This window comes from Rhodopseudomonas sp. B29 (assembly GCF_000333455.1).
GTDB lineage: Bacteria > Pseudomonadota > Alphaproteobacteria > Rhizobiales > Xanthobacteraceae > Rhodopseudomonas.
Genome location: NZ_BADD01000725.1, coordinates 1 through 21,321, shown reverse-complemented (window position 1 = coordinate 21,321; position 21,321 = coordinate 1). Strand labels below are relative to the sequence as shown.

Annotated in this window: 19 protein-coding genes and 1 pseudogene; 4 read left to right on the top strand and 16 right to left on the bottom strand. The window is 64.7% G+C overall.

Annotated elements, in window-relative coordinates; genetic code table 11:
• Positions 1-65 precede the first annotated feature (65 nt).
• The gene (locus I5M_RS32520; protein ID WP_148287965.1) at positions 66-569 is read left to right on the top strand and encodes a hypothetical protein; all 504 of its coding nucleotides are present in this window, start codon (positions 66-68) and stop codon (positions 567-569) included.
• On the opposite strand, the gene I5M_RS26335 is transcribed toward I5M_RS32520, so the two are convergent.
• The 10 genes from I5M_RS26335 to I5M_RS26290 all read right to left on the bottom strand — a co-directional run bounded on the left by I5M_RS26335 (position 496) and on the right by I5M_RS26290 (position 10,303).
• Positions 496-1,200, bottom strand: coding sequence for an ABC transporter ATP-binding protein (locus tag I5M_RS26335; protein ID WP_022724126.1), 705 nt, complete (start codon positions 1,198-1,200; stop codon positions 496-498). The genes I5M_RS32520 and I5M_RS26335 overlap by 74 nt on opposite strands.
• Positions 1,193-1,966: an ABC transporter ATP-binding protein gene (locus tag I5M_RS26330; RefSeq protein WP_022724125.1), complete on the bottom strand. Its 774-nt coding sequence runs from the start codon at positions 1,964-1,966 to the stop codon at positions 1,193-1,195. Before I5M_RS26330 ends, I5M_RS26335 begins: the two co-directional genes overlap by 8 nt.
• Positions 1,963-2,862 (bottom strand): branched-chain amino acid ABC transporter permease, encoded by a 900-nt coding sequence (locus I5M_RS26325; RefSeq protein ID WP_022724124.1) that lies wholly within the window; start codon positions 2,860-2,862, stop codon positions 1,963-1,965. The genes I5M_RS26330 and I5M_RS26325 overlap by 4 nt, the downstream gene beginning before the upstream one ends.
• The gene (locus I5M_RS26320; RefSeq protein WP_022724123.1) at positions 2,859-3,743 is read right to left on the bottom strand and encodes a branched-chain amino acid ABC transporter permease; all 885 of its coding nucleotides are present in this window, start codon (positions 3,741-3,743) and stop codon (positions 2,859-2,861) included. The genes I5M_RS26325 and I5M_RS26320 overlap by 4 nt, the downstream gene beginning before the upstream one ends.
• A gap of 12 nt (positions 3,744-3,755) precedes the next feature.
• Positions 3,756-4,889, bottom strand: coding sequence for an ABC transporter substrate-binding protein (locus I5M_RS26315; protein ID WP_022724122.1), 1,134 nt, complete (start codon positions 4,887-4,889; stop codon positions 3,756-3,758).
• A 168-nt stretch (positions 4,890-5,057) separates the two neighbouring features.
• Positions 5,058-5,780, bottom strand: a complete 723-nt coding sequence (locus I5M_RS26310) for a pyrimidine 5'-nucleotidase (RefSeq protein WP_022724121.1) — start codon at positions 5,778-5,780, stop codon at positions 5,058-5,060.
• A gap of 41 nt (positions 5,781-5,821) precedes the next feature.
• Positions 5,822-6,712, bottom strand: coding sequence for a carboxylating nicotinate-nucleotide diphosphorylase (gene nadC / locus I5M_RS26305; protein WP_022724120.1), 891 nt, complete (start codon positions 6,710-6,712; stop codon positions 5,822-5,824).
• A 31-nt stretch (positions 6,713-6,743) separates the two neighbouring features.
• Entirely contained in the window at positions 6,744-8,000 is a 1,257-nt protein-coding gene (locus I5M_RS26300; protein WP_022724119.1) for an amidohydrolase family protein, read from the bottom strand.
• Positions 8,001-8,117: 117 nt separating this feature from the next.
• Positions 8,118-9,578, bottom strand: a complete 1,461-nt coding sequence (locus tag I5M_RS26295) for an aldehyde dehydrogenase (RefSeq protein ID WP_022724118.1) — start codon at positions 9,576-9,578, stop codon at positions 8,118-8,120.
• A 2-nt stretch (positions 9,579-9,580) separates the two neighbouring features.
• Positions 9,581-10,303, bottom strand: a complete 723-nt coding sequence (locus tag I5M_RS26290; protein ID WP_022724117.1) for an orotidine 5'-phosphate decarboxylase / HUMPS family protein — start codon at positions 10,301-10,303, stop codon at positions 9,581-9,583.
• 190 nt (positions 10,304-10,493) lie between these two features.
• On the opposite strand from I5M_RS26290, the gene I5M_RS26285 reads away from it, so the two are divergent.
• A complete protein-coding gene (locus I5M_RS26285) occupies positions 10,494-11,420 on the top strand; it encodes a ribose-phosphate pyrophosphokinase (protein WP_022724116.1) in 927 nt (308 codons plus the stop codon).
• Here the strand turns inward: I5M_RS26285 and I5M_RS26280 are convergent.
• Positions 11,383-12,378, bottom strand: coding sequence for a GTP-binding protein (locus I5M_RS26280; protein ID WP_022724115.1), 996 nt, complete (start codon positions 12,376-12,378; stop codon positions 11,383-11,385). The two genes, I5M_RS26285 and I5M_RS26280, sit on opposite strands and share 38 nt — an antisense overlap.
• The gene (locus tag I5M_RS26275) at positions 12,375-12,905 is read right to left on the bottom strand and encodes a CinA family protein (protein WP_022724114.1); all 531 of its coding nucleotides are present in this window, start codon (positions 12,903-12,905) and stop codon (positions 12,375-12,377) included. The genes I5M_RS26280 and I5M_RS26275 overlap by 4 nt, the downstream gene beginning before the upstream one ends.
• A 169-nt stretch (positions 12,906-13,074) precedes the next feature.
• Here I5M_RS26275 and I5M_RS26270 point away from each other — a divergent pair, with 169 nt between their 5' ends.
• A complete protein-coding gene (locus tag I5M_RS26270; protein ID WP_022724113.1) occupies positions 13,075-14,607 on the top strand; it encodes a PLP-dependent aminotransferase family protein in 1,533 nt (510 codons plus the stop codon).
• A gap of 905 nt (positions 14,608-15,512) precedes the next feature.
• Here the strand turns inward: I5M_RS26270 and I5M_RS26265 are convergent.
• The 4 genes from I5M_RS26265 to I5M_RS30660 are packed head-to-tail and all read right to left on the bottom strand — an operon-like array spanning position 15,513 to position 21,175.
• Entirely contained in the window at positions 15,513-17,834 is a 2,322-nt protein-coding gene (locus tag I5M_RS26265; protein ID WP_022724112.1) for a N,N-dimethylformamidase beta subunit family domain-containing protein, read from the bottom strand.
• Positions 17,835-17,853: 19 nt separating this feature from the next.
• Positions 17,854-18,210 carry a hypothetical protein gene (locus I5M_RS26260; protein ID WP_148287964.1) on the bottom strand — a complete coding sequence of 119 codons (357 nt, stop codon included), beginning with the start codon at positions 18,208-18,210 and terminating at the stop codon, positions 17,854-17,856.
• 18 nt (positions 18,211-18,228) lie between these two features.
• Positions 18,229-20,559, bottom strand: a complete 2,331-nt coding sequence (locus I5M_RS26255; protein ID WP_022724110.1) for a N,N-dimethylformamidase beta subunit family domain-containing protein — start codon at positions 20,557-20,559, stop codon at positions 18,229-18,231.
• Positions 20,560-20,596: 37 nt separating this feature from the next.
• Positions 20,597-21,175 (bottom strand): hypothetical protein, encoded by a 579-nt coding sequence (locus I5M_RS30660; protein WP_022724109.1) that lies wholly within the window; start codon positions 21,173-21,175, stop codon positions 20,597-20,599.
• Here I5M_RS30660 and I5M_RS31665 point away from each other — a divergent pair.
• Positions 21,147-21,321 (top strand): annotated as a pseudogene (locus I5M_RS31665) (2Fe-2S iron-sulfur cluster-binding protein); the annotation flags it as partial. The gene I5M_RS30660 and the pseudogene I5M_RS31665 overlap by 29 nt on opposite strands.

Here is a 21,321-nt window from a genome sequence, read left to right as displayed (position 1 = left end):
TTCATGTCTCTAACCGGCTAGAACAGCCTTGAACGACCGCTTCCGAGCTGAAGCGGTCTTCAGCCGTGTTTCGCACGAACGCGGCGCGGCCAAATCGGGCTGAAGCGGTCTTCCGCGATATTTCGCACGAAGGCAATTCGGCGAAATTGCCGAACGCGGCGCGCAAGGCCTGGTTGGGCGTCGGCGAACTGGTCCGGCGGCTCGACGCGATCCTCGCGGTGCGCAAAGACCCAGCGCAGCCGGTACAGTGGAGTGTCGAGCCAATGCGCTCTCCGTGGTCGGAGCACCATCAGGCGACCACCCGTCAGCCGGGGCGCGCCGTCGAGGCCCAGCAGTTGGCAGGGCCGCCGACAGACCCGCTCTACGAAATCCGCGAGAAGCTACGGATCGAATACATCGCACGCATCGCGGCGATCGCACGCTTCGGGACGTCGCTGCATACCGTGATGGCCGTGAATCGGCTTCTCTGCCGCGTGCGAATTCGGCGCCCCGAATTCAGTCACCGCCGAGGTAGGCGGCGACGATCTGCGGCGAGTTCAGCAGGTCGGCGGCGGCACCTTCCCCGCTGATCCGGCCGGATTCGAGCACATAGCCGTAGCTCGCGATCGACAGCGCCTTGCGGGCGTTCTGTTCGACCAGCAGTATCGTGGTCCCGAGATTGTTGATCTCGCGGATGGTGCGGAAGATGTCGCTGACGATCTGCGGCGCGAGCCCCATCGACGCTTGGTCCAGTAGCAGCAGCTTCGGCCGGGCCATTAGCGCACGGCCGATTGCCAACATCTGCTGCTCGCCGCCGGACATCTGGCCGGCGAATTGCCTGCGCCGTTCGCGCAGCCGGCTGAAGCGCTGGTACACTCTTTCCAGGTCGGCGCCGATCTGATCGTCGCTGCGAGTGTAGGCGCCGATCAGCAGATTGTCCTCGACGCTCATGTTCGACACCACCCGGCGCCCTTCCGGCACGAGGCTGACGCCGCGTTGGACCAGCTTTTCGGCGGCGACGCGGCGGATCGGCTCGCCTTCGAACAGAATGTCGCCAGACGACGGTGCGATCAGGCCGGCGATGGTCGACAGCGTGGTGGTCTTGCCAGCGCCATTGGCCCCAATCAGGCAGACGCAGGCGCCGGTCGGCACCGTCAGCGAAATGCCTTCGAGCACGTCGACCGGCCCGTAGCCGGCGCAAAGTTGGCGGAGTTCAAGCATCGTCGTCGCGCCCGAGATAGGCCTCGATCACGGCCGGGCTGGCGCGCACCTCAGCGGGCGTACCTTCCGCGATCTCGCGCCCGAAATTGAGACAGACGATGTGATCGCTGACCTTCGACACCAGGTCGATATCGTGCTCGATCAGCAGGACGGTGACGCCGGAGCTGCGGATCTGCAGTATCAGATCGCCGAGCTGGCGCTTTTCGGCGTGGTTCATGCCCGCGGCCGGCTCGTCCAGCAGCAGCAGCAGCGGCTGCGTCGCCAACGCACGCGCGATCTCGACGCGGCGGCGATCACCATAGGACAGGTCGCCGGCCGGCACGTTGGCGAGATGGGCGATGTTGAGTTCGTCAAGGAGTGCGCGGCAACGCCTCTCCGCCGCACGCTCCTCCCTCACCACACCCGGCAGCCGCGCCAGCACCGCCAGAATGTTCTTGCGGTGGCCGAGATGGGTGCCGAGCATAACGTTGGCGAGCACCGACTGATCCGGCAGCAGCCGGATGTTCTGGAACGTCCGCGCCACGCCGCGCGCCGCCACTTCGTGCGGCGAACAGCCCGACAGCGTCTCGCCGTCGAGCGCGATGCGGCCTGCGTCGATGGTGTACAGGCCGGTGATCATGTTCATCGTGGTGGTCTTGCCCGAGCCGTTCGGCCCGATCAGTCCGGTGACGCCGCCGGCCTCGGCGGTGAAAGAGATGCTGTCGACTGCGACGATGCCCTGAAATCGCTTAGCGATCTGCCAGACTTCGAGTTTGGCGCCACTCATGATTGCGCCTGCTTGGTGGCCGGCGCCAGCTTCGCGCCGCCCGGCGTCTGCGGCCTGCGCCGGCGCAGCTTGAACACCGACATCGCCCCGCCCGGCAGATACAGCACGATGGCCACCACCAGTGCGCCCATCAGGATTTCGCGCAGTTGATTGGAGAACCGCAGTGCCTCCGGCAGCAGCGTCGTGAAGATGGCGCCGACGATTGGCCCGGCCAGCGAATTGACGCCGCCGAGGATCGGATAGATCAGCGCGTCGACGCTGCGCAGCAGCCCGAAATCACCTGGGCCCACAAAGAAATTGAGATGCGCCGCCAGCGCGCCCGCGGCGCCGCAGACGAAGCCGCTGGCGACGAACAACGATAGCCGGTGCGCAAACACGTTGACGCCCATCGACTGCGCGACGACGTCATCCTGCTTGATCGCCGCAATCGCCCGGCCGAAATACGAGCGTCGCAGCGTGAACACCACATAGACCATGACCACGACGGCGAGCGCCAGATGCCAGGTCTCGGTGTAGCGCGGAATGTTGACGATGCCGATCGCACCGCCGGTGACGCTGTCCCAGTTCAGCGCGATCACCCGGATCACTTCGGTGAAGGCGAACGTCGCCAGCATGAAGTAATCGCCGCGCAACCGCAGCACCGGCGCGCCGATCAGCGCCGCACCGGCAGCCGCTAGCAAGGCGCCGGCCAGCACCGCCGGTGCGAACGGCCAGCCCAGCTCCATCGTGCAGTACACGCTGCAATAGGCGCCGAGCGCCATGAAGCCGCCGGTCGCCAGCGAGAACATGTTGGCGCTCAGCGCCAGGAACAGCCCATAGGCGATCAGCGAATTGAGCAGGCAGAGATCGATGATGTTCGAATAGCTGGCGAAGAACTGCGAGAACCCAGCACTCATGCCCGGCGCTCTTCGAAAGAGGAGAACAATCCGTTGGGCTTGACCAGCAGGATGACGAAGATCAGGCCGAAACCGATGGCGTCGCGGAAGGACGACGACACATAGGCGACGCTGAACACCTCGATCAGCCCGAGCAGAAAGCCGCCGGCGACGGCGCCCGGCACGTTGCCGAGGCCGCCGAGGATGATGACGGTCAGTCCCTTGACCAGCATCTGCTCGCCCATGAACGGCGACACGACGTTGAACAGATTGCCGAGCAGCATGCCCGAGGCGCCCGCCAGCGCCCCGGCAAGAAAGAACGTGATCAGGATGGTGCGGCCGACCGGGACGCCGACGATGCGGGCGACGTCTTCGCTGAACGCCACGGTGCGGATGGCCCGACCGACCGAGGAGCGTTGCAGCAGAAAGGCCAGCGCCGCCATCAACAGCAGCGACACCACCAGAATGACGACCTGCAGAAACTGCACGCGGACGCCGCCGAACTCCCACGATATCTGCAGCAACGGACTCGCCGGATAGCGTTGCACCTGAGTGCCGAACGCTTCCTGGGCAACGCCGACCAGCATCCGCGCCAGCGCCAGGCTGGCGACCAGCCCCATCCAGCGATGCCCGCCCCGCGCCCGCAGCGTCCGGAAGATGACGAGCTCGCTCAGCACGCCGAGCAGCCCGCCACCGAGCAGCGCCACCACCAGCGCCAACGGCGCCGGCAGCCCGAGCTGCGCCGCTTCCAGCCCGAAGTAAGCGCCGCCCATGAAGAAGGCGCCCTGCGCCATGTTGACGATGTTGAGCACGCCGAAGATCAGCGTGCACCCCATCGCGAACACCGCGTAGGTGGAGCCGAGCGAGATGCCGTTGACGAGTTGCTGCAGGAAGGTGGACATCTGGCCTGCGTATCAGTCGGTGGCCAGAGTGAACTTGCCGTCCTTCATCACCAGCACCTTGGGCTGGATCACAGGCTCACGGTGCTCGTCGAACGAGAACTTGCCGTTGTTAGCCTCGAGATCCTTGGTGGCCGCAATCGCGTCGCGGAACTTCTTGAGGTCGGACACGCCGCCCGCGCGCTTGACCGCATCGGCGACCACATACACCGAGGTGTAGGCCTGCGCCGCGAACGTGTCGGGGTCGGAATTGTACTTCTTGCGATAGCCGTCGAGGAACGCCTTGTTGGTCGGGCTGTCGTAATTGATGAACCAGCCGGCGCCGACGACGAAACCATTCGCCGCCGCGCCCGCGAGTTCGGCGAGCTTGTTGGAAATCGCCGCGTTGGCGCCCATGATCACCGTGGACGGCGGGATGCCGAGCTGACGCGCCTGGCGGACGATGTTGGCGGTCTCTTCGGCGAGGCCGCCGATCACCAGGATGTCCGGATTGGCCGCCTTGATCTTGGTGAGCTGCGCCGAATAATCGACGTCGCCCTTCTGGAAGGTCTCGGTCGAGACGATCTTGATGCCTTCGGATTCCAGTGCCTTCTTATGCACCGCATAGGCCGACTTCATGAGCACGTCGTCGATGCCGTAGATCTGCGCCGCGGTCTTCGGCGCGAACTTTTTCTTGACGTAGGCCAGCACGCCAGGAAACACCATCGCCTCCGGCGGGCTGGTGCGGAAGATGTAATCGCCGATCTCCGGTACGCCCGGCGCGGTGTTCGAGCTGGCGATCACCGGCACGCCGGCCTTCTGGGCGATCGGATCGGCCGCGAAGGCCGAGGTCGTCAGCGTCGGGCCGAGGATGACCGCGACCTTCTCCTGATTGATCAGACGCTGAAACACGTTGACCGTCTGGCCGCGATCGCCGCCGTCGTCCTGATGGATGCCGATCAGCTTGTAGTCGCCGAGCTTGCCGGAGGCGTTGATCTCGTCGATCGCGAGTTCGGCGCCGTTCTTCTGCATCACGCCGTAGAGCGCCGCCGATCCGCCGGACGTGGCCTGCACGATGCCGATCTTGACCGGAGTCTCGGCCTTCGCCAGTCCGGCGAAACCGATCGCCCCGGCCGCGGAAAGTAGCAATGCAAGCGTCGTCCTCTTCATCGATACACCCCTTCGCGTCATGCCCCGCGCCGATCATGAAGCGCGTTCGATTGGCAGTGAAACTACATAGTTTCGATCCGATCGCGAGAGCAAAGATGAGACATTCTTTGCTTACTTATTGAACTGTTCTTCTACAAATGACGCATCGTCGACCAGATAGTTCGCTCTTCACGCACGGATTGAAAGATCGTCGAGAAACAACACCAAATTCTCGACGACATAATCGACATGGCTTGGCCGCATCGCGCCGTCCGCCGCAGCGGCGCGCTGATTCGGATCAACCACCAGGATGGTTTTCATGCCGAGTTCATGCGGCACGAGGAGGTTACCAGGTCTGTCCTCGAACATCGCCGCTGTTGCGGGCGCGACGCCGTGACCGGCGAACAACAGCTCGAATGCGCTGAGATGCGGCTTGCCGACGAAGCCGCTGTTTTCGATGCTGACGACGAGGTCGAACTCTTGCGACAGCCCCATCGCCGCCAGCGCGGCTTCGGCGTGGCCGCGCGATGCGTTGGTGAAGACCACGCGCCGGCCGGGCAGTTTGCCGATCGCGGCAATCAGCCGCGGATTCGGCACGAGCATCGACAGATCGATGTCGTGAACGAAGTCGAGAAACTCGGCCGGTACCACGCCGTGCAGTTCGACCATGCCCTGCAGCGTCGAACCGAACCGCTCGTAGTAATCAAGGTGGATCGCCTCGGCGGCCTCATGCTCGAGCCCCATATGCCGGGCGACAAACGCAACGACTCGGCGGCGGAGCTGTTCGTGGACGCCGACCGAGCGCGGGTAGAGAGTGTCGTCGAGATCGAAGATCCAGGTGTCGACATGCGCGAAAGCTTCGCGCAGGCCGCTCCCAGTCTCGACTTCCCTCGCTCGTACCTGGACGCTCATCTCGGGTCCGCCGATCCGCCGGCCTTGCGCCGGCGCCTCTGTCAGCTCACAGCTTCTTTCATCCGCTTGATGGTGCGATGCGCGCTCGGCTTGATGTCCTTGACGTCGAGGCTGATGTCGAGCGCACGGATCGAATGCGTCAGATCGCCGACCGAGATGATATCGACGCCGGTCTCGGCGATCGGCACGATGGTCTGCTCGTTGATGCCGCCCGAAGCTTCGGTCATGGCGCGGCCGTTCACCAGCTTGAGGCCCTCGCGCATTTCGTCGAGGTCCATGTTGTCGAACATGATGATCTCGACGCCGCAGGCCAGCGCCTCTTCGACCATCTCGAGCGTCTCGCACTCGACTTCGATCTTGAAAGTGTGCTGGGCGGTGGCGCGCAACGTCTCGATCGCATTGGTGATCGAGCCGGCGATCTTGATGTGGTTGTCCTTGACCAGGATGCAGTTGGCGAGGCTGAAGATGTGGTTGTGGGCGCCGCCGACGCGGACCGCGTACTTCATGATCATGCGCAGTCCCGGCCAGCCCTTGCGAGTGTCGGTGAGGCGCACCTTGGTGTGCTTGACCAGATCGACATAACGCCGCGTCTTGGTGGCGATGCCGGACATCTGCTGCAGCCAGTCGAGCGAGTTACGCTCGATGATGAAGAAGGTCGAGGCGCGCGCCTGGACGCGCAGCAGCACCGTGCCGGGCCCCACGACGTCGCCGTCCTGCACGACGTACTCGACCTTGGCATCCGGATCGATCTGCTTGATGGTTTCGTCGGCGAGCAGCAGGCCGCAGACGATGCCGTGGCCCTTGGCGTAGATCTGGGCGGTCTGCACCGGATCGTCGCCGACCAGGAAGCCACCGGTGGTGTCGCCCGGTCCGAGCTCTTCGCGCAGCGCCTGCTCGACCAGCGGGCGGATCATGAAGCGGTTCAGTCTCATCGGATCGGTCCTTTGACTACGAAGAGTTCGACTACGAAGACAGCTTGTTGGTGAAAGCCTTGCCGGCCTTCATGACGAGATGCAGGCGGGCGCGATCTTCCATCACGCGGATGTCGGCGAGCGGATCGCCGTCGATCACCAGCACGTCGGCGACCTTGCCGGGCGCCAGCGCACCGAGCTCCGGCCGCTCGATGCATGCGGCGGCCTTGCTGGTCGAGGCGACGATCACGTCCATCGGCGACATGCCGAGCCAGTCGACCATGAATTTCAGCTCGGTCATGTTCTCGCCGACCAGGAGACGATGCGACTGATCGGTGCCCATCGCGACCTTGACACCGCGGCGCACCGCTTCTTTCCAGATCGGGATCTGGTCCTGCATCCGGTCGTAGATCTCTTTATCCTTGACGTCTTCCTGGCCCATCTGGTGGCCGGCCCACGACTTGTCCTCGGTGCGCTTCTTCACCGACAGCGGCACCAGCGCCAGCGTCGGTATCCACCAGGTGTCGCGCTTGATCATCTCGTCGGCGCATTCCTCGTCGAGGAACCAGCCGTGCTCGAGCGTGTGGATGTTGGCCTTCACCGCATTGCGGATGCCATCGATACCTTCGGCATGGACAGCGACGCGGCGACGCTTGGCGGCGGCTTCGTCGACGGCGGTCTGGATTTCCTCGATGGTGAACTGCGGTTCGTCCCAACTGTCGGTGACCGACGTGATCCCGCCGGTGGCGCAGATCTTGATGAAGTCGGCGCCGCGCATCAGCAGCTCGCGCACCAGGCGGCGGATGTCATCGACGCCGTCGGCGACAGTGTCGGGTAGCCAGGCGCGCTTCTTGATGCGCATGTCGGCCGGCACCCAATAGTCGCCGTGGCCGCCGGTCTGCGAGATCATGCCGAGCGAGATCAGCAGCCGCGGGCCGTCGATCAGCCCCTCTTCGATCGCAGCGCGGAAGCCAGCGTCGGCGCCGCCCATGTCGCGCGCGGTAGTGATGCCGCAGGCCAGCGTCTCGCGAAAGATGTCGATCGAGCGCAGGACATTGTAGGTCGGCGTGTTGAGCAGATGCTGCCGCATGTCGCGGGCGCGATACGTGCCATGGACGTGGCAGTCAATGAAGCCCGGCAGGATAGTACGTCCCGACGCGTCAAGGCGCTGCGCGTTGGAAGGAATTGCTAATTTATCGCTGGGTCCCGAAGCGATTATTCTCCCGTTTTCGATTACCACGGCGCCGGACTTGATCGGATCGCCGCCCAGTCCATCGATCAGAGTGCCGCCGACAATCGCAGAGAGCATACGGAAGACGTCCTTTCATTCAACGCGAAGGCTAACAGGGCCCAAACCCGGGCGAAGTACCAAGTGCCGTTCAATCCATGGGTCCACTGCCCTGGACCCGTGCGACAGTTTGCCCTGTCACGACAGGTCCACCGTCACCGTCTTGGTTTCGGTGTAGAAAGCGAGCGCGCTCATGCCGAGTTCACGGCCGACGCCGGAGCGCTTGTAGCCGCCGAACGGCGCGAACACGCTGGTCGAGCTCGCGCTCGGCAGGCCGTTGATGGCGATCATGCCGGTACGGACCGCCTTGGCGACGCGCAGCGCCTGGCCGATATCGCGCGACCACACCGATCCGTTCAGGCCGTAGGCCGAAGCATTTGCCATGCCAATGGCCTGCTGTTCCGTATCGAACGGCGTGATGCTGCAAACCGGGCCGAACACTTCGTCACTGTAGAGTGCCAGATCGGGAGTCACGTCAGCGAAGATCGTCGGCTCGTAGAAATTGCCGTCCGGCAGATCGCTCGGGCGATGGCCGCCGGCGACCAGCCTGGCACCATCGTGTTCGGCGCGGCGCACGTTCTGGTCGACACGCTCCCAATGCGATGCGGAGATCAGCGGGCCAAGTGTCGTCTTGTCGTCGAGGGGCGAGCCGGCCTTCAGCGTCTTGATTTGCGCCACCAGCGCTTCGGTGAAAGCCGGCACGGCAGAGCGCTGCACCAGCAGGCGCGAGCGCGCGGAGCAGGATTGGCCGGCATTGCCGAACGCTGCGCCGAGCGCGCTCTTGGCGGCTTTCTCGATGTCGGCGTCGGCGAATACGATGCAGGCGTTCTTGCCGCCCAGTTCCAGCGCGACGCTTTTGATCGTCCCGGCTGCGGCCCGCATCACCGCTGTCCCGACCGTCGTCGAGCCGGTGAAGGAAATGCCGTCGATCGCTGGATGCTCGGCGAGCAGTTGCCCGATCTCGGCCCCGCCAGGCAGGATATTCACGACACCGGGCGGAACGCCGCAGGCCTCGATTACTTCTGCCAGCAGCAGGGTCGACAGCGGCGTCAGCGGCGAAGGCTTGAGGACACAACTGCAGCCGGCGGCCAGCGCCGGCGCCAGTTTCCAGGCCGCGGCCAGCAGCGGGAAATTCCACGGCGTGATCTGGGCGACGACGCCGAGCGGTTCGCGCAGGGTGAAATTCAGCAAGTTTTCGGCGACCGGGATGGTATCGCCGAAGAACTTGTCCATCGCGCCGGCATAATAGGTGAACACCCGCGCCGCGCCGGCGACTTCACGCCGCGCACCCGAGATCGGCTTGCCGCCGTTGATGCTCTCCAGCAGCGCGAAATGTTCGGTGCGGGCCGTGATCGCGTCCGCGATCCGCCGCAGAATCTGCCCGCGCTCGAACACCGGCATCCGCGGCCAGTCGCCCGCATCGAACGCCTGCCGCGCAGCCACGATCGCCTGCTCGGCCTGCGCCGCGCTGGCGCCGGCGACGTTGGCAATCACTTCGTTCGTCGCCGGATCGACGATCGCCTCGGCCTCGCCAGCCGCAGGCTGAAAACGGCCGGCGACAAACGGTGTCGTGGCGACGGGCGGAAGCGCGGGCCGCATGCTCAGGCCGGCGCCTTGATGGCCTGCATCTGCTCGTACATCTTGGCCGCCGCATCACCCGGCGCTTTGGCGCCAGTGATCAGACGGCCCACGATGGCGAAACGCCGCGGGCACGCGGCCGCGGCCGCAAACGACGTCTCGATGCTGCCGCCGAGCGCGCCGAAGCCGGTGAGCAGCACCACCGGCTGCTTCACGTTGCCGGCGATCCAATTCGACCACCGCTTGATCTTGGCGACGTCGTGCGCCGGCAGCACGAAGTGATCGGCCTCGTTACCGACCGCGCGCGCCAGGATGCGATCGAGCGCGTCGTCGAGCATGTAACCGCCGCCCGAAACGCCGTAATCCGGCACGGGGATTTCGCCGCCTACCACCGGCACGATGCCGGCCTTGATCGCCTCGCCGACGAAGCCATCGACCGCGGTCGGGCCAGCGACCGGAAACAGAATCAAGCCGTCGACATCGGCTTCCTTGCATAGAGCCGTATACTTTTTCGCCATGTCGGGCATGTCGGGGCCGGCCTTCTGGTGATCGTACAGCACCGGCAGATTGGTGAGATCGCGCAGCCGCTTCATCGATTCCTTGAGGCCGAAGCGCATCACCGAGGTGAGGCCGAGCTTGTAGCCGGCGACGCCTTCGCGCTTCGTCGTCTCACGCACCACCATCTCGAGCTGTTCGTGAGAATCGATGTCGAGCGCGGGCACGATGCCCATCTCACCCTTCAGCATGTCGATCTGTGCTCCTTGCCGGTGATCTTACGCCGAGACGCTAGGCTGCAGGCCGTGTTGTCCCAAGGTCCGCAGCTTGAAGCATTTGTGGTACCAGCGCCAACTGGCTCCATCAGTTGCGGAACGGCTGGCGCTGAGAGCGGGCGGGGAATGCACATAGGTTGGCGGCGAGCGGAGACAATGCGCGCCCATGCTGATCCTTGCCTGCAACGCCAACCGGACCCTGGCAGACCGGATCTGCGGCCATCTCGGAATGCCGGCCGTCAAGGCTGATATCAGGCGCTTCGCCGACGCCGAGATCTATGTCGAAATTCTTGAAAACGTCCGCGGCGCCGACGTTTTCGTGGTGCAGCCCACGGCAGCGCCGACCAACGATCACCTAATGGAGCTGCTCATCAGCATCGACGCGCTGCGCCGCGGCTCGGCGCGCCGCATCACCGCGGTGATCCCATATTTCGGCTATGCGCGGCAGGACCGCAAGACCGGGCCGCGCACGCCGATCTCGGCCAAGCTGGTTGCCAATCTGCTCACCGTCGCCGGCGCTAACCGCATCCTGACGCTGGACCTGCACGCCGGACAGATCCAGGGCTTCTTCGACATCCCGACCGACAATCTGTTCGCCGCGCCGCTGTTCGCCCGCGACATCGCCGGCCGCTTCCCGCCGGGTAATACGGTGGTGGTGTCGCCCGACATCGGCGGTGTGGTTCGCGCCCGGCTGCTGGCGCAGCGCATCGGCGCACCGCTGGCGATCATCGACAAGCGCCGGCCGAAAGCGGGCGTCTCCGAAGTGATGAACGTCATCGGCGATGTCGAAGGCCGCGCCTGCATCCTGATCGACGACATCGTCGATTCCGGCGGCACGCTGTGCAACGCGGCCGACGCGCTGCTCGGCTGCGGCGCCACCGAAGTCTGCGCCTACGCATCGCACGGCGTTTTGTCCGGTACAGCGCGCGACCGCATCGAGACGTCGCGGCTGTCGTCGCTGACGGTGACCGACAGCATCGCGGAAGACAACGGGCATCATACCAAGATGCGACTGGTGTCGGTCGCGCCGCTGATCGGTGAGGCGATCCGGCGGATCAGTGATGAGCAATCGGTGTCGTCGCTGTTCGCCTGACCGCCACAGCCAGCCGGTCCAGCGCATCGGCGAGAATCTGCTCCTCGACATCGCGGCCGATCAGCACGATGCGATTGCGCTGCTCAGCTACAGGCCAGCAAGCGAGATCGACCGGACGATGCAGCAGGCCCTGCACAGCGTGCAGCACGGTCGGTCCCTTGGCGCCGGCGATATCGAGCATCGCCTTCATCCGCAGCAGCATCGGCCCGAGTAGTCCGAGAGTGTGATCGAGCCAGTCGTCGAGCACATCAGGATCGATGAGGCCGTCGAACGCCAGCGACGCTGTGGCGATCGGCAGCGCTTCGCCGGCACAAACAGGCGGGCGTGGCCGCATCGCGCGTGGCAGGTCGAGCGCATCGGGCCAGACTTGGGCAGGCGTGGCATCAACAGTGCGCACGATGCTCTGTTGCGCCTGCGGGTTGATGGAGGTGAGTTCCTGCTGGACCGAAGCAAGTTGCTCGGCGTCAACGAGATCGGTCTTCGAGATCAGCAGCCGATCAGCGAGCGCGACCTGCATCCGCGCCTCGACATGCTGCTCGACCGTGTCGAGAAACGCACGGGCATCGACCACCGTGACGACGCCGGCCAGTGCGATGCGGTGATTGAAGAAGCCGTCCGGAATCAGTTGCTCGAGCACGGCTGCCGGATCGGACAGACCGCTGGTCTCCACCACCATGCGCCTGAATGGCGGCAGGCTGCCGTTGCGGCTGCGCCGCAGCAGGCTTTCCAGCACAGGCGCCAGGCTGCCCTTGGCGCGGCAACAGATGCAGCCGCCGTCGAGCAGCGTCACCGTGTCAGCGCCCTGCTCGACCAGCAGATGATCGAGCCCGACATCGCCGGCCTCATTGATCACCACCGCGGTGTCGCGGAAGACCTCACTCGCCAGCAGCGCGTTGAGCAGCGTCGTCTTTCCCGAACCGAGAAAGCCCGTCAGCAGAATCAACGGAATGCGGCTCATGCCTCGATTTGCTTGGTGAGCAGCCGGATCGCGGCGGCGACGGCGCACAGCCGGACATTGTCGCGGCTGCCCGGGAAGACGTGACGCTCGGCCATCAGCGGCGCGTCCTTGCGGGCGGCTGCGATGTAGATGGTGCCGACCGGATTCTTGGCATTGCCGCCGCCGGGCCCGGCGTAGCCGGTGATCGCGACGGTGACGGCGGCGCCGGAGTTGTCCAGCAGCCCCTCGGCGAGTCCCTTGGTGACTTCGGCGCTGACCGCGCCGTGTTGCTTCGACACCTCCTCGGCGACACCGAGGCCGGTCGCCTTGGCACTGTCGTGATACAACACGTAGCCGCGATCGAAGATCTGCGACGCACCGGAGACCGAGGTGAGACACGAACTGACGAGCCCGGCCGTCACCGTCTCCGCGGCGGCGAGACGAATGCCCTTGCGTTTGGCGGCTTCGAGTGCGGCGGCGGCTGCATCGAGCAGCGCCTTTGGAAAAATCGTCTCGCTATCGCTCAGGAACTGATCGTTTGTTTGCATCACCAATCTCGTCCGTAGTCGCGTCTTTCCCGACGATGCTTGCCGAGCCGAGCGGAAGTCAACGCTTGGACCGCCGTGGTTCCAGAAGGTTGTTACGAACTGGCCCTCCGGCCGGCAGGGCAGACTTGCTGAAATAGGCCAAATCGTCTTTGCTGGGCGGGCGCTATAGATGAGGCCGCAAGTGCTGATCACGCTCGACCGCAATGGTGCGGAGAGTCTTCAGGAACAGATCTATCAGCGGATCCGCGAGCAGATCGTGACCGGAACGCTGCGCGCCGGCGCGTCGGTGCCGTCGTCGCGGCTGCTCGCGACGCAGCTCAAAGTGTCGCGCAATTCGGTGATCTTCGGCTACGAGCGGCTGATCAACGAAGGCTATCTGATCGCCCGTCCGATGGTCGGCACCTTTGTGGCCGATGTGCTGCCGGATCGCGATGTCGGCGCCGAGCCGATCGTCGCGCCCGAGGCCGAGGCCGCCGATCCACGCCCGGCGCCGATCTTCACCGGCCGGCCGCACGCCATCCTCAACAACTCCAACATCCCGATCGATTTCTGGACCCAGCGCACCGACCCACGCGCGTTCCCGCTGAAGACCTGGCGCCGGCTGGTGATGCAGTCGCTTGCCGCGGCCGGGCATAATCTCACCGAGTACGGCGACCCGTGCGGGCTGATGCCGTTGCGCGTCGAGATCGCCGAACATGTCGGCGCCGCGCGCGGCCTGCGCGTGCGCCCCGAGCAGGTGGTGATCGTCGCCGGCGCGCAGCTCGCGCTCAATCTCTTGCTGCGCCTGCTCGCCTCGACCGGAGACGAGATTGCGGTCGAGAACCCCTGCAACCAGGGCGCTGCGTATCTGTTCGAAAGCCACCATATGCGGCTGCTTCCGATCGCGGTCGATCGCGCGGGGATCGACGCGACCAGGCTCGCAGCCTCGAATGCCCGGCTGGCGTATCTGACTCCGTCGCATCAATTTCCGATGGGCGCAACGCTTTCGCTGGAGCGCCGCAAGACGATCGCCCGCTGGGCGCAGCGCACCGGCGCGCATATCGTCGAGGACGATTACGACAACGAGTTCCGCTACGACGGCTCGCCGCTGCCGGCGATCGCCGCGATGGCGCCGGATCACGTCATCTATCTCGGCACGTTCTCCAAGTCGCTCGGCGCCGGGCTGCGCACCGGCTACGCGATCTTTCCGGAACACCTCGTCGATGCCGCCGCCACCGCCAAGGCGTTGCTCGACAACGGCCAGGTCTGGCTCGAACAAGCGGCGCTCGCCCGCTTCATGCAGGGCGGCGGTTTCGGCCGCCATCTGCGGCGCTGCCAACAGCACTACTACACGCGGCGCAATGCGCTGATTGCCCGGTTACGCGAACGCTTCGGCGACGTCGAGCTGATGGGCGCCGACGCCGGCACCCATGTCGCCTGGAAGCTGCCGCCCTCGCTGGCGCCCGCCCATAACGTCAAGGCGATCGCCCGCACCCGGAACATTGCGGTCTACACCGTGCAGTCCGGCGGCGGCCACGAATACGACGGCGATGCCTTTGAGTCGGACTGGCTGCTGCTAGGCTACGCGTCGCTGTCCGAGGAGCAGATCCGCGCCGGCATCGACCGGCTCGCCGAAGTGCTGGCCCTCAACGATCCGATCAGCCGCAACCGAACGACGCTTGCGCCGATGGAGCAACGGGCGACCTCGCTGCCCCCCTCCTAATCGCCCGATCAGGGCCCAGAGCGCCGCCCAGACCACAGGGCCAAGCTCGCGGACAGGGGGCGTCGCAGTTTTCGCCGCATAGCGGAGCCCTCGAGCCAGTTATGTACGACCCGGACAGGCTCCACGTTTCGATTTAGGCGCTACAAAGGTCCTCGTTCTGCGTTTCCAAATTCGATAACTGCGTTGGTCGTCTAGACGGACGCCGCGCTCGGCGATGGGCAGGATCTGCGCGAGGCGCCGACGCCGATCAGCGGCGGCATGCGCTAGGCGCTGCCGAAGGGGAAGGCGCAGCAAGCTTCGCTGCGCTGGCGCACCCGGGTTCGGCGCGGATCGGTCGACCGGCACCGCCGCCATGGAGTGATGATGGCTGCAGTGCGCCGGCTTGAAGCCGTTCCTCAAGGCCTGAGCACGAGGACGCCGCGGACCGTTGCGTCCGCCGCATCACTCGCGGAAGTGCGCGCGGTGCGAGGTCGAGCGACACTCGCGGAGCAAGTGCACCGCGACACAGCTTTACGGATCATTCCAGTAAGCTACTTTGAGCCCTAACCTCAACCTTTTCATTAGTTCAGCTGAGGGTACTACATGAAGGGCCAGCGTGGTTTCCCCTGTTTGAGGTCTGCTCATGGCCCTTAAAGGACATTCCGGAGATCATATGAGAGGTCCGCTGCTGACCCAAAGCGGGCATTGCGACCGAGTAACCGGCGGCCACATTCAGGAAATAACGGATATTGCGATGCCGGGCCATCGCGTCGCGAGCGGTAATCGCCGAGGCGCCGTCCCCTGCGTTGGTGCATCTGAAAGTCGAATTCAACGCGACGCCAATCAAGCGAGAGTAGATAGCTCAAGCGGTCATGAAATAGCTCCGAACTCCGACGGCGCTGCCGCGATCATCAAGCGAAGCTCACTCACCGCCACTGCTTCTCCTCGTTGACCCACTGCGAACCCGGCAACGCACCGGCCTTGATGAAAGCGTCGACAACGTTCGACAATATTCGTGAAACGTTATTGTCAAAGCCATTGATCGGCAGCGACTGACCGAATGCGACCGATCCGGCAGAGAACACGGCGCCGTTGTTGGGCGCCGTGAAGTAGGCCATGTCGGCGCGGATGCGGTAGTCGTAGGATCCTGACATGCCTTCGAACGCGTAGTGGACCACTTCGGGGTTGAGCAGATAATTGTCGATGTGGCCGCCTGACGAGGCGATCAGCTTGACGTGCGGCGGGGTGCCCAGGCTCGGATCGCAGCGATCGATGGCAATGCCGGCGGCGCCGTCGTAGGCGAGACCGGAATCGCCGATCACTTCGCCGCTGACTCCCTTGGTCAGCCAGGTCACCGTGCGATGATAGCTGTCCGGCATGCGTCGATAGAATTCGCTTTTGCCGTAGCCCTCCGAGATGAATCCGACGCCGACCATCTTCTGAGCGGGCCGCCCTTGGCCGCGCCAAGCGCCGCCCTTCTGGCCGTTGCTGACCATGTAGTATTCGCCCGGCCGTGCGTCCCAGGTCTTCCAGGCCGGCCCGTATTTGCGGCATTCTATCACCCAGGGCTCGTCGGGACGAAACGCGACGCTCCAATGATAGCCGTTGCCGCCCATGTAGATGTAGCGACCACCCGCTGCGATATAATCCTCGGTCGCATCGAGCATGCGCTCTGAATAATACTCCGGATGCGTGCCGGTCATAACGCAGGTGTAGGGCTGCAGGGCGTCTAGGCCGTCGCGTTCGAGATCCTCGTCGGTCAGCACGTCGTAATCGTAGCCGCGATGTTCCAGCCAGGCGATAATCGACAAATCGGCGGGAAATTGCCAAGCGACGTTGGGGCCGGCCGCGCGATGCTTTGGCCGCATGTTGAGGATCGGGCGGCGAGACGACGAGTAGCAGACGCCCTGCCGATCGCTCCAGTGGTCGCAGGCGGACAGGCCGAAATCGTCGCGGGTGCCGAATTCGAGGTCGCCCGCGGACAGCACCGGCGCCATGCCGGTGACCGACTGCGTCATCGGCGCCTCGAAGCTTTGGCGATCATTGGCGTAGGCGATGTAGCTGGCGGTCGGAAACAGGAACGCCAGCTTGCTGCCCGGCGCCTTTGGTCGCACGAAAAACGAGATGTAGTCTTCCGCTTCGCCATCTTCGCCACGCGCCCGCAGCCGCATCGCATAGGCGCCGCTGCGCAGATCGGCCGGCAACTTTACCGTCCGGGCGCTGTCCCAATTGCAGTCGGTCAGCGCCTCTGCGTGGAATTCGATGCCGCCATACTCCTGCGGCGCCAGCCTGAAGCAGTCGTTGCGGCCGCTCCAGTTCCACCCGGTTTGGCCACGAACCGGCCGGTTATGGCCGATCGCGTTCAACCCCGACGGCCCGCTGTCGATCACCACGTCGCCGATGCCGGCATCCGAATAGCCGTGCGACGTGTCCCAATAAGCGATCAGCTCATCGGACGGCGGCTGCCCGCCTTTCCGAATCGCGTCAAGCTCGTTGCGGCTCAGCACGCGGCCGATCAAGCCGGGCCGATCGATCTTGCCGCAATACAGCTCGGAAACGCGCGCGCCTCGCTTCGCCGTGCCGAGCGAAGCACCTGCGATGAGGAACGGCGTCTCGGTCCGATGCTTCGGCTGCGCCGGGATCGGCTTCGTCCCATGACTGCGATAGTCCAGCACGGCGACACGGCTGAGCAGGCTGTTGTAGCGATTGATGACCGCCTCTTGGTAGAGGATCGCCTGCCCGCTCTGCGCGTCGAGCGAAGCAGCGACCAAGTACCAGATATCCGGCAGCAGCGGAGTCTCCGCCACCGCTGACGTGACGTTCGCCCCGTCGCCGAGCGCGAACTCGAGCCGACCGTCCGCCGCGATGCCGAGGCTGTATCCCGACCGGCCCTCGATGTCCCAGCGCCCGAGCAAGGTCTGGCGTCCATCCGCCCTCGGCTTGGTCGGACAGATGAAGGCGAACAGCGTGAAGCTGCCACCCGGCGCCAGCTTCGCTTGTGGGTCGCTCACCTCCAGATAGGAGCCGAGCTGCGTCACCTGTTCGCGCACGGCCCAGACGCCGTTCGCCTCGCAGCCCACCTCCTGCTCGATGAAACCCGGGCCGGCGGGATGCTGATCGCCGTGGATCAATCGCACCAGCTGGGCGGTGGCTTTGGTCGTGTTCTCGGCGTGGACGAAGAAGTCGAGGGTTTCGCCGGGCTTCACCGACAGCCGGTCCGTGTAGCCGAACAGCTTGGGCATCGTCATTCACCAACTCCCATTCGGCTCAGGTCAACAGGGTCTGCACGTTACGCAGAAAGATCGCGTGCTCGGCTTCGGCCTGCGACCGATAGATCGTCTCGTCCGACGGCGCGGGCGGCACGCCGCGCTCCCCCGACAGCTGCACCAGCCGATAAGCCTCGAAGGGCTTCACCACCATGATAGCGTAGCGGCCGGCGAGCGGCCGTCGCCGAAAATACGCCAGCAACCGCTCGAGCGGCTCGCTGTGCTGACCGATCGGCGAGCGCCTGTGTTCCTCGATCACGTGTGGTGACACCAGTGTTTTGAGGAACGCGCGTTGCTTGGTTTCGTAACGAAGCCGCCGGACCTCGGCCCTGTCCTGCGTATCAATGACTGCGTTCATGATCGTCACTCCGGCGAATCAGGTCACGAGAACGTCTTCGGGCTCGGCGGCACGCTCGGACGAGTCCGGCAGCGGGCCAGGCTTGATGAAGGCGTTGATGACATTCGCCAGCAGCCGCGACACGTTGTTGTCGAAGCCGTTGACCGGCAACGCCTGACCGAAAGCGATCGAGCTACAGGACAGCACCGCGCCGTCGTTGGGCGCAGGGAAATAGGTAATGTCGGCGCCGACCCGGTGGTCCCAGCTGCCCGAAGTGCCCGGATGCTGATGCAACTGCAATTGACCGTGGGTGAGATAGTTGTCGGTGTGGCCGCCGGACGAGGCGATCACCTTGGTGTTGGGCGGCGTGCCGAGCGACAGGTCGTATTTGTCGATCTCGACGCCGGCTGCACCGCCATAGGATAGGCCAAAATCGCCAATGACATCGCCCTCGATGCCGTCGGTGATCCAGGCCAGTGACGGCTCGTAGCTGTCCGGCATACGCTCGAACGGCGCACTGGTGCCGAAGCCTTCGGAGACGAAGCCGACTCCCATGATCTTCTGCGGCGGCCGGCCGAGGCATTTCCATGGCCCGCCCTTCTGGCCCGTCGTGCCAATGTAGTGCTCACCGGGCCGCGCTTCCCAGGCTTTCCAGCCGTCGCCGAGCTTGCGGCACTCCAGACCCCACGGCTCGTCGTCGCGAAAAGCAACGTGCCAGTAATAGCCGTTGGCACCGAGATAGATGTAGCGACCGCCGCCCTCGATATAATCCTCGGTCGCGTCCATCATCCGCTCGGAGTAGTACTCCGGATGCGTGCCGCTCAGCACGCAGGGATAAGGCGACAGCGCCGACACGCCTTCGCGGTCGAGGTCCTCGTCGGTGAGCACGTCGTAGTCGTACTGCATGTGCTCGAGCCAGGCGATGACCGACAGATCCGCCGGATACTGCCAGGTGATGTCCATGCTGGAGATGCGATATTTCGGCCGCATATTGATTACCGGCCGATGATAGGAGCTGTAGCAGACACCCTGGCCATCGGCCCAGGAATCGTAGCAGCCGTGACCGAACTCCGGATTTTTGTACATCTCGATGTCGATGTCGGTCAGGATCGGTGTCATGCCGCTCATGCCCTGCACGATCGGCGCGTCGAACGACAGATGTTCGTTGGCGTAGGCCAGATAGCTCGCGGTCGGAATCAGGAATGCAATGCGGCCGGTCGGCTGCTTGGGCCGGACGAAAAACGGGATGTACTCCTCGCCGAGCCCGGTGCCGCCGCCACCTCGCAGCCGGATCGCATAGGCACCGCTGCGCAGATCGTCGGCCAGCAGCAACGCCTTGGTCGGCTTCCATTTGCAGTCGATCAGCGCGTCGGCGTGAAACTCGACGCCACCATATTCCTCCGGCGCCAGCCGGAAACAGTCGTTGCGGCCGCTCCAGTTCCAGCCGGTCTGGGCGCGGACCGGCCGGTTGTAGCCATTCGCGTGGAGTTTATGCGGCCCGATATCGGTGACGACATCGCCGATGCCCTGATCGGTGTAGCCGTCAGTCGTGTCCCAATAGGCCACCATTCCGTCCGACGGCGGCACACCGCCGCTGCGGATGGCATCGAGCTCGGCGCGGCTGAGCACGCGATCGAACAGGCCGGGCCGATCAATCTTACCGCAATACAGCTGCGACACGAAATCGCCGCGCCGGTCGTGCCAGTCTCGCGAGCCGGCCATCAGGAACGGCGTGTCGTCGAGATGCTTCTGGCGGAAGCGGAAACTCTCGGCCACGTGCGAGCGCAGATCGAGCGGAGTGACCTTGCCGAGCACGCTGTTGTAGCGGTTGACGACGCCTTCCTGATACAGCGTCGCGCGGCCGGTCGCGGCATCCAGGCTGGCGGCGACGAAGTACCACATGTTGGCCCGCAGCGGCACTTCTGCCTCGACGTAATCGACCTCGTCGCCGCGCCCGACCCAGAATTCAAGTAGCCCGTTCGGCTTGATCCCGAGCCCGAAGCCGACATTCTTATCGTTGTCCCAGCGACCGAGCAGGAACTGGCGATGGCCGACCTGCGGCCATAGCGGGTGAATGAAGGCGAACAGCGTCAGGCTGCCGCCGAGCGCAAGCCGGCGCTGCGGATCGGGCACTTCGAGAAACGAACCGATCTGGGTGTACTGCTTCTCGACCCGCCAGATTCCGTCGATCGCGGAGGGGACTTCCTGCTCGACGAAGCCGGGGCCGTCTGGATGATTGTCCCCGTGGATCAACCGCACCAGCTGGGCGTCCGCGGCGTCGGTGCCGTCGGCATTGACGTAGAACTGGATGACCTCTCCCGGCTTGACCGAAATCTTGTCCGCATAGCCAAAGAGCTTCACTTGCGCCATCGAGCAACACTCCACACCACCGCTGCGCGGTTGGTTGTTAGGATTCCAGCAGGTCGTGCACGCGGCGCAGGAACACGCCGTGATACGCATCCTTGGTGGTCTTGTAGATCTTGTCCTCGACGACCCGCGGCGCGACGCCGCGGAAGCCGGACAGCGCCACAATCCGGAAGCCGTCATCCATCGCCGAAATCGCGTATTTGTCCGGCTGCGGCTGGCTGCGGAAGTAGATCAGCAGCCGCTCCAGCGCCTCGCTGTGCTGCAACTGCGGACCGCGGCGATGCTCGTCGATGATATCGGGCGTCACCAGCGTCTTCAGGAAGTCGCGCTGCATCTTGTCATAGCGGCGCCGATAGGCCTCGTCCGCATTGTTGATCTCGGTGGCCTCTTCGGGCAGCAGCTCGCCGCCCTTTTCGGCCCGTGTGGAACGCCGCTCGCTCTTCTTCTTGTTACGCCAGCTGCGGAACTGCTGCTTGATGCCGAAAATGCCGTTGCGCAGATAGATCACGGTCGCCAGCATGATCAGGCCGATGATGATCAGCCGCGGCGGGCCGAGCGTGATCATCACCTTGTCGAAGAACACCACGATGATCAGCGTGCCGGAAGGCACCTCGATCATGCGCGCCGCGATGGAAGCCGGCACCAGCATTCCCAAGCTGTGCGCCACCGACATGGTGGACGCGTTCGGCTCGTGCCGGCTGTGCCTGGTCGAGATAGAAGGCCGTGCCGGCACGCCGGCGTCGTGCACCACGCCGGTCGCCGACG

Bases quoted from the DNA above. Each gene is read 5' to 3' on its own strand.
- I5M_RS26335 (WP_022724126.1), bottom strand. From the start codon at position 1,200: ATGCTTGAACTCCGCCAACTTTGCGCCGGCTACGGGCCGGTCGACGTG.
- I5M_RS26330 (WP_022724125.1), bottom strand. From the start codon at position 1,966: ATGAGTGGCGCCAAACTCGAAGTCTGGCAGATCGCTAAGCGATTTCAG.
- I5M_RS26325 (WP_022724124.1), bottom strand. From the start codon at position 2,862: ATGAGTGCTGGGTTCTCGCAGTTCTTCGCCAGCTATTCGAACATCATC.
- I5M_RS26320 (WP_022724123.1), bottom strand. From the start codon at position 3,743: ATGTCCACCTTCCTGCAGCAACTCGTCAACGGCATCTCGCTCGGCTCC.
- I5M_RS26315 (WP_022724122.1), bottom strand. From the start codon at position 4,889: ATGAAGAGGACGACGCTTGCATTGCTACTTTCCGCGGCCGGGGCGATC.
- I5M_RS26310 (WP_022724121.1), bottom strand. From the start codon at position 5,780: ATGAGCGTCCAGGTACGAGCGAGGGAAGTCGAGACTGGGAGCGGCCTG.
- nadC (WP_022724120.1), bottom strand. From the start codon at position 6,712: ATGAGACTGAACCGCTTCATGATCCGCCCGCTGGTCGAGCAGGCGCTG.
- I5M_RS26300 (WP_022724119.1), bottom strand. From the start codon at position 8,000: ATGCTCTCTGCGATTGTCGGCGGCACTCTGATCGATGGACTGGGCGGC.
- I5M_RS26295 (WP_022724118.1), bottom strand. From the start codon at position 9,578: ATGCGGCCCGCGCTTCCGCCCGTCGCCACGACACCGTTTGTCGCCGGC.
- I5M_RS26290 (WP_022724117.1), bottom strand. From the start codon at position 10,303: ATGCTGAAGGGTGAGATGGGCATCGTGCCCGCGCTCGACATCGATTCT.
- I5M_RS26285 (WP_022724116.1), top strand. From the start codon at position 10,494: ATGCTGATCCTTGCCTGCAACGCCAACCGGACCCTGGCAGACCGGATC.
- I5M_RS26280 (WP_022724115.1), bottom strand. From the start codon at position 12,378: ATGAGCCGCATTCCGTTGATTCTGCTGACGGGCTTTCTCGGTTCGGGA.
- I5M_RS26275 (WP_022724114.1), bottom strand. From the start codon at position 12,905: ATGCAAACAAACGATCAGTTCCTGAGCGATAGCGAGACGATTTTTCCA.
- I5M_RS26270 (WP_022724113.1), top strand. From the start codon at position 13,075: ATGAGGCCGCAAGTGCTGATCACGCTCGACCGCAATGGTGCGGAGAGT.
- I5M_RS26265 (WP_022724112.1), bottom strand. From the start codon at position 17,834: ATGACGATGCCCAAGCTGTTCGGCTACACGGACCGGCTGTCGGTGAAG.
- I5M_RS26260 (WP_148287964.1), bottom strand. From the start codon at position 18,210: ATGAACGCAGTCATTGATACGCAGGACAGGGCCGAGGTCCGGCGGCTT.
- I5M_RS26255 (WP_022724110.1), bottom strand. From the start codon at position 20,559: ATGGCGCAAGTGAAGCTCTTTGGCTATGCGGACAAGATTTCGGTCAAG.
- I5M_RS30660 (WP_022724109.1), bottom strand. From the start codon at position 21,175: ATGATCGAGGTGCCTTCCGGCACGCTGATCATCGTGGTGTTCTTCGAC.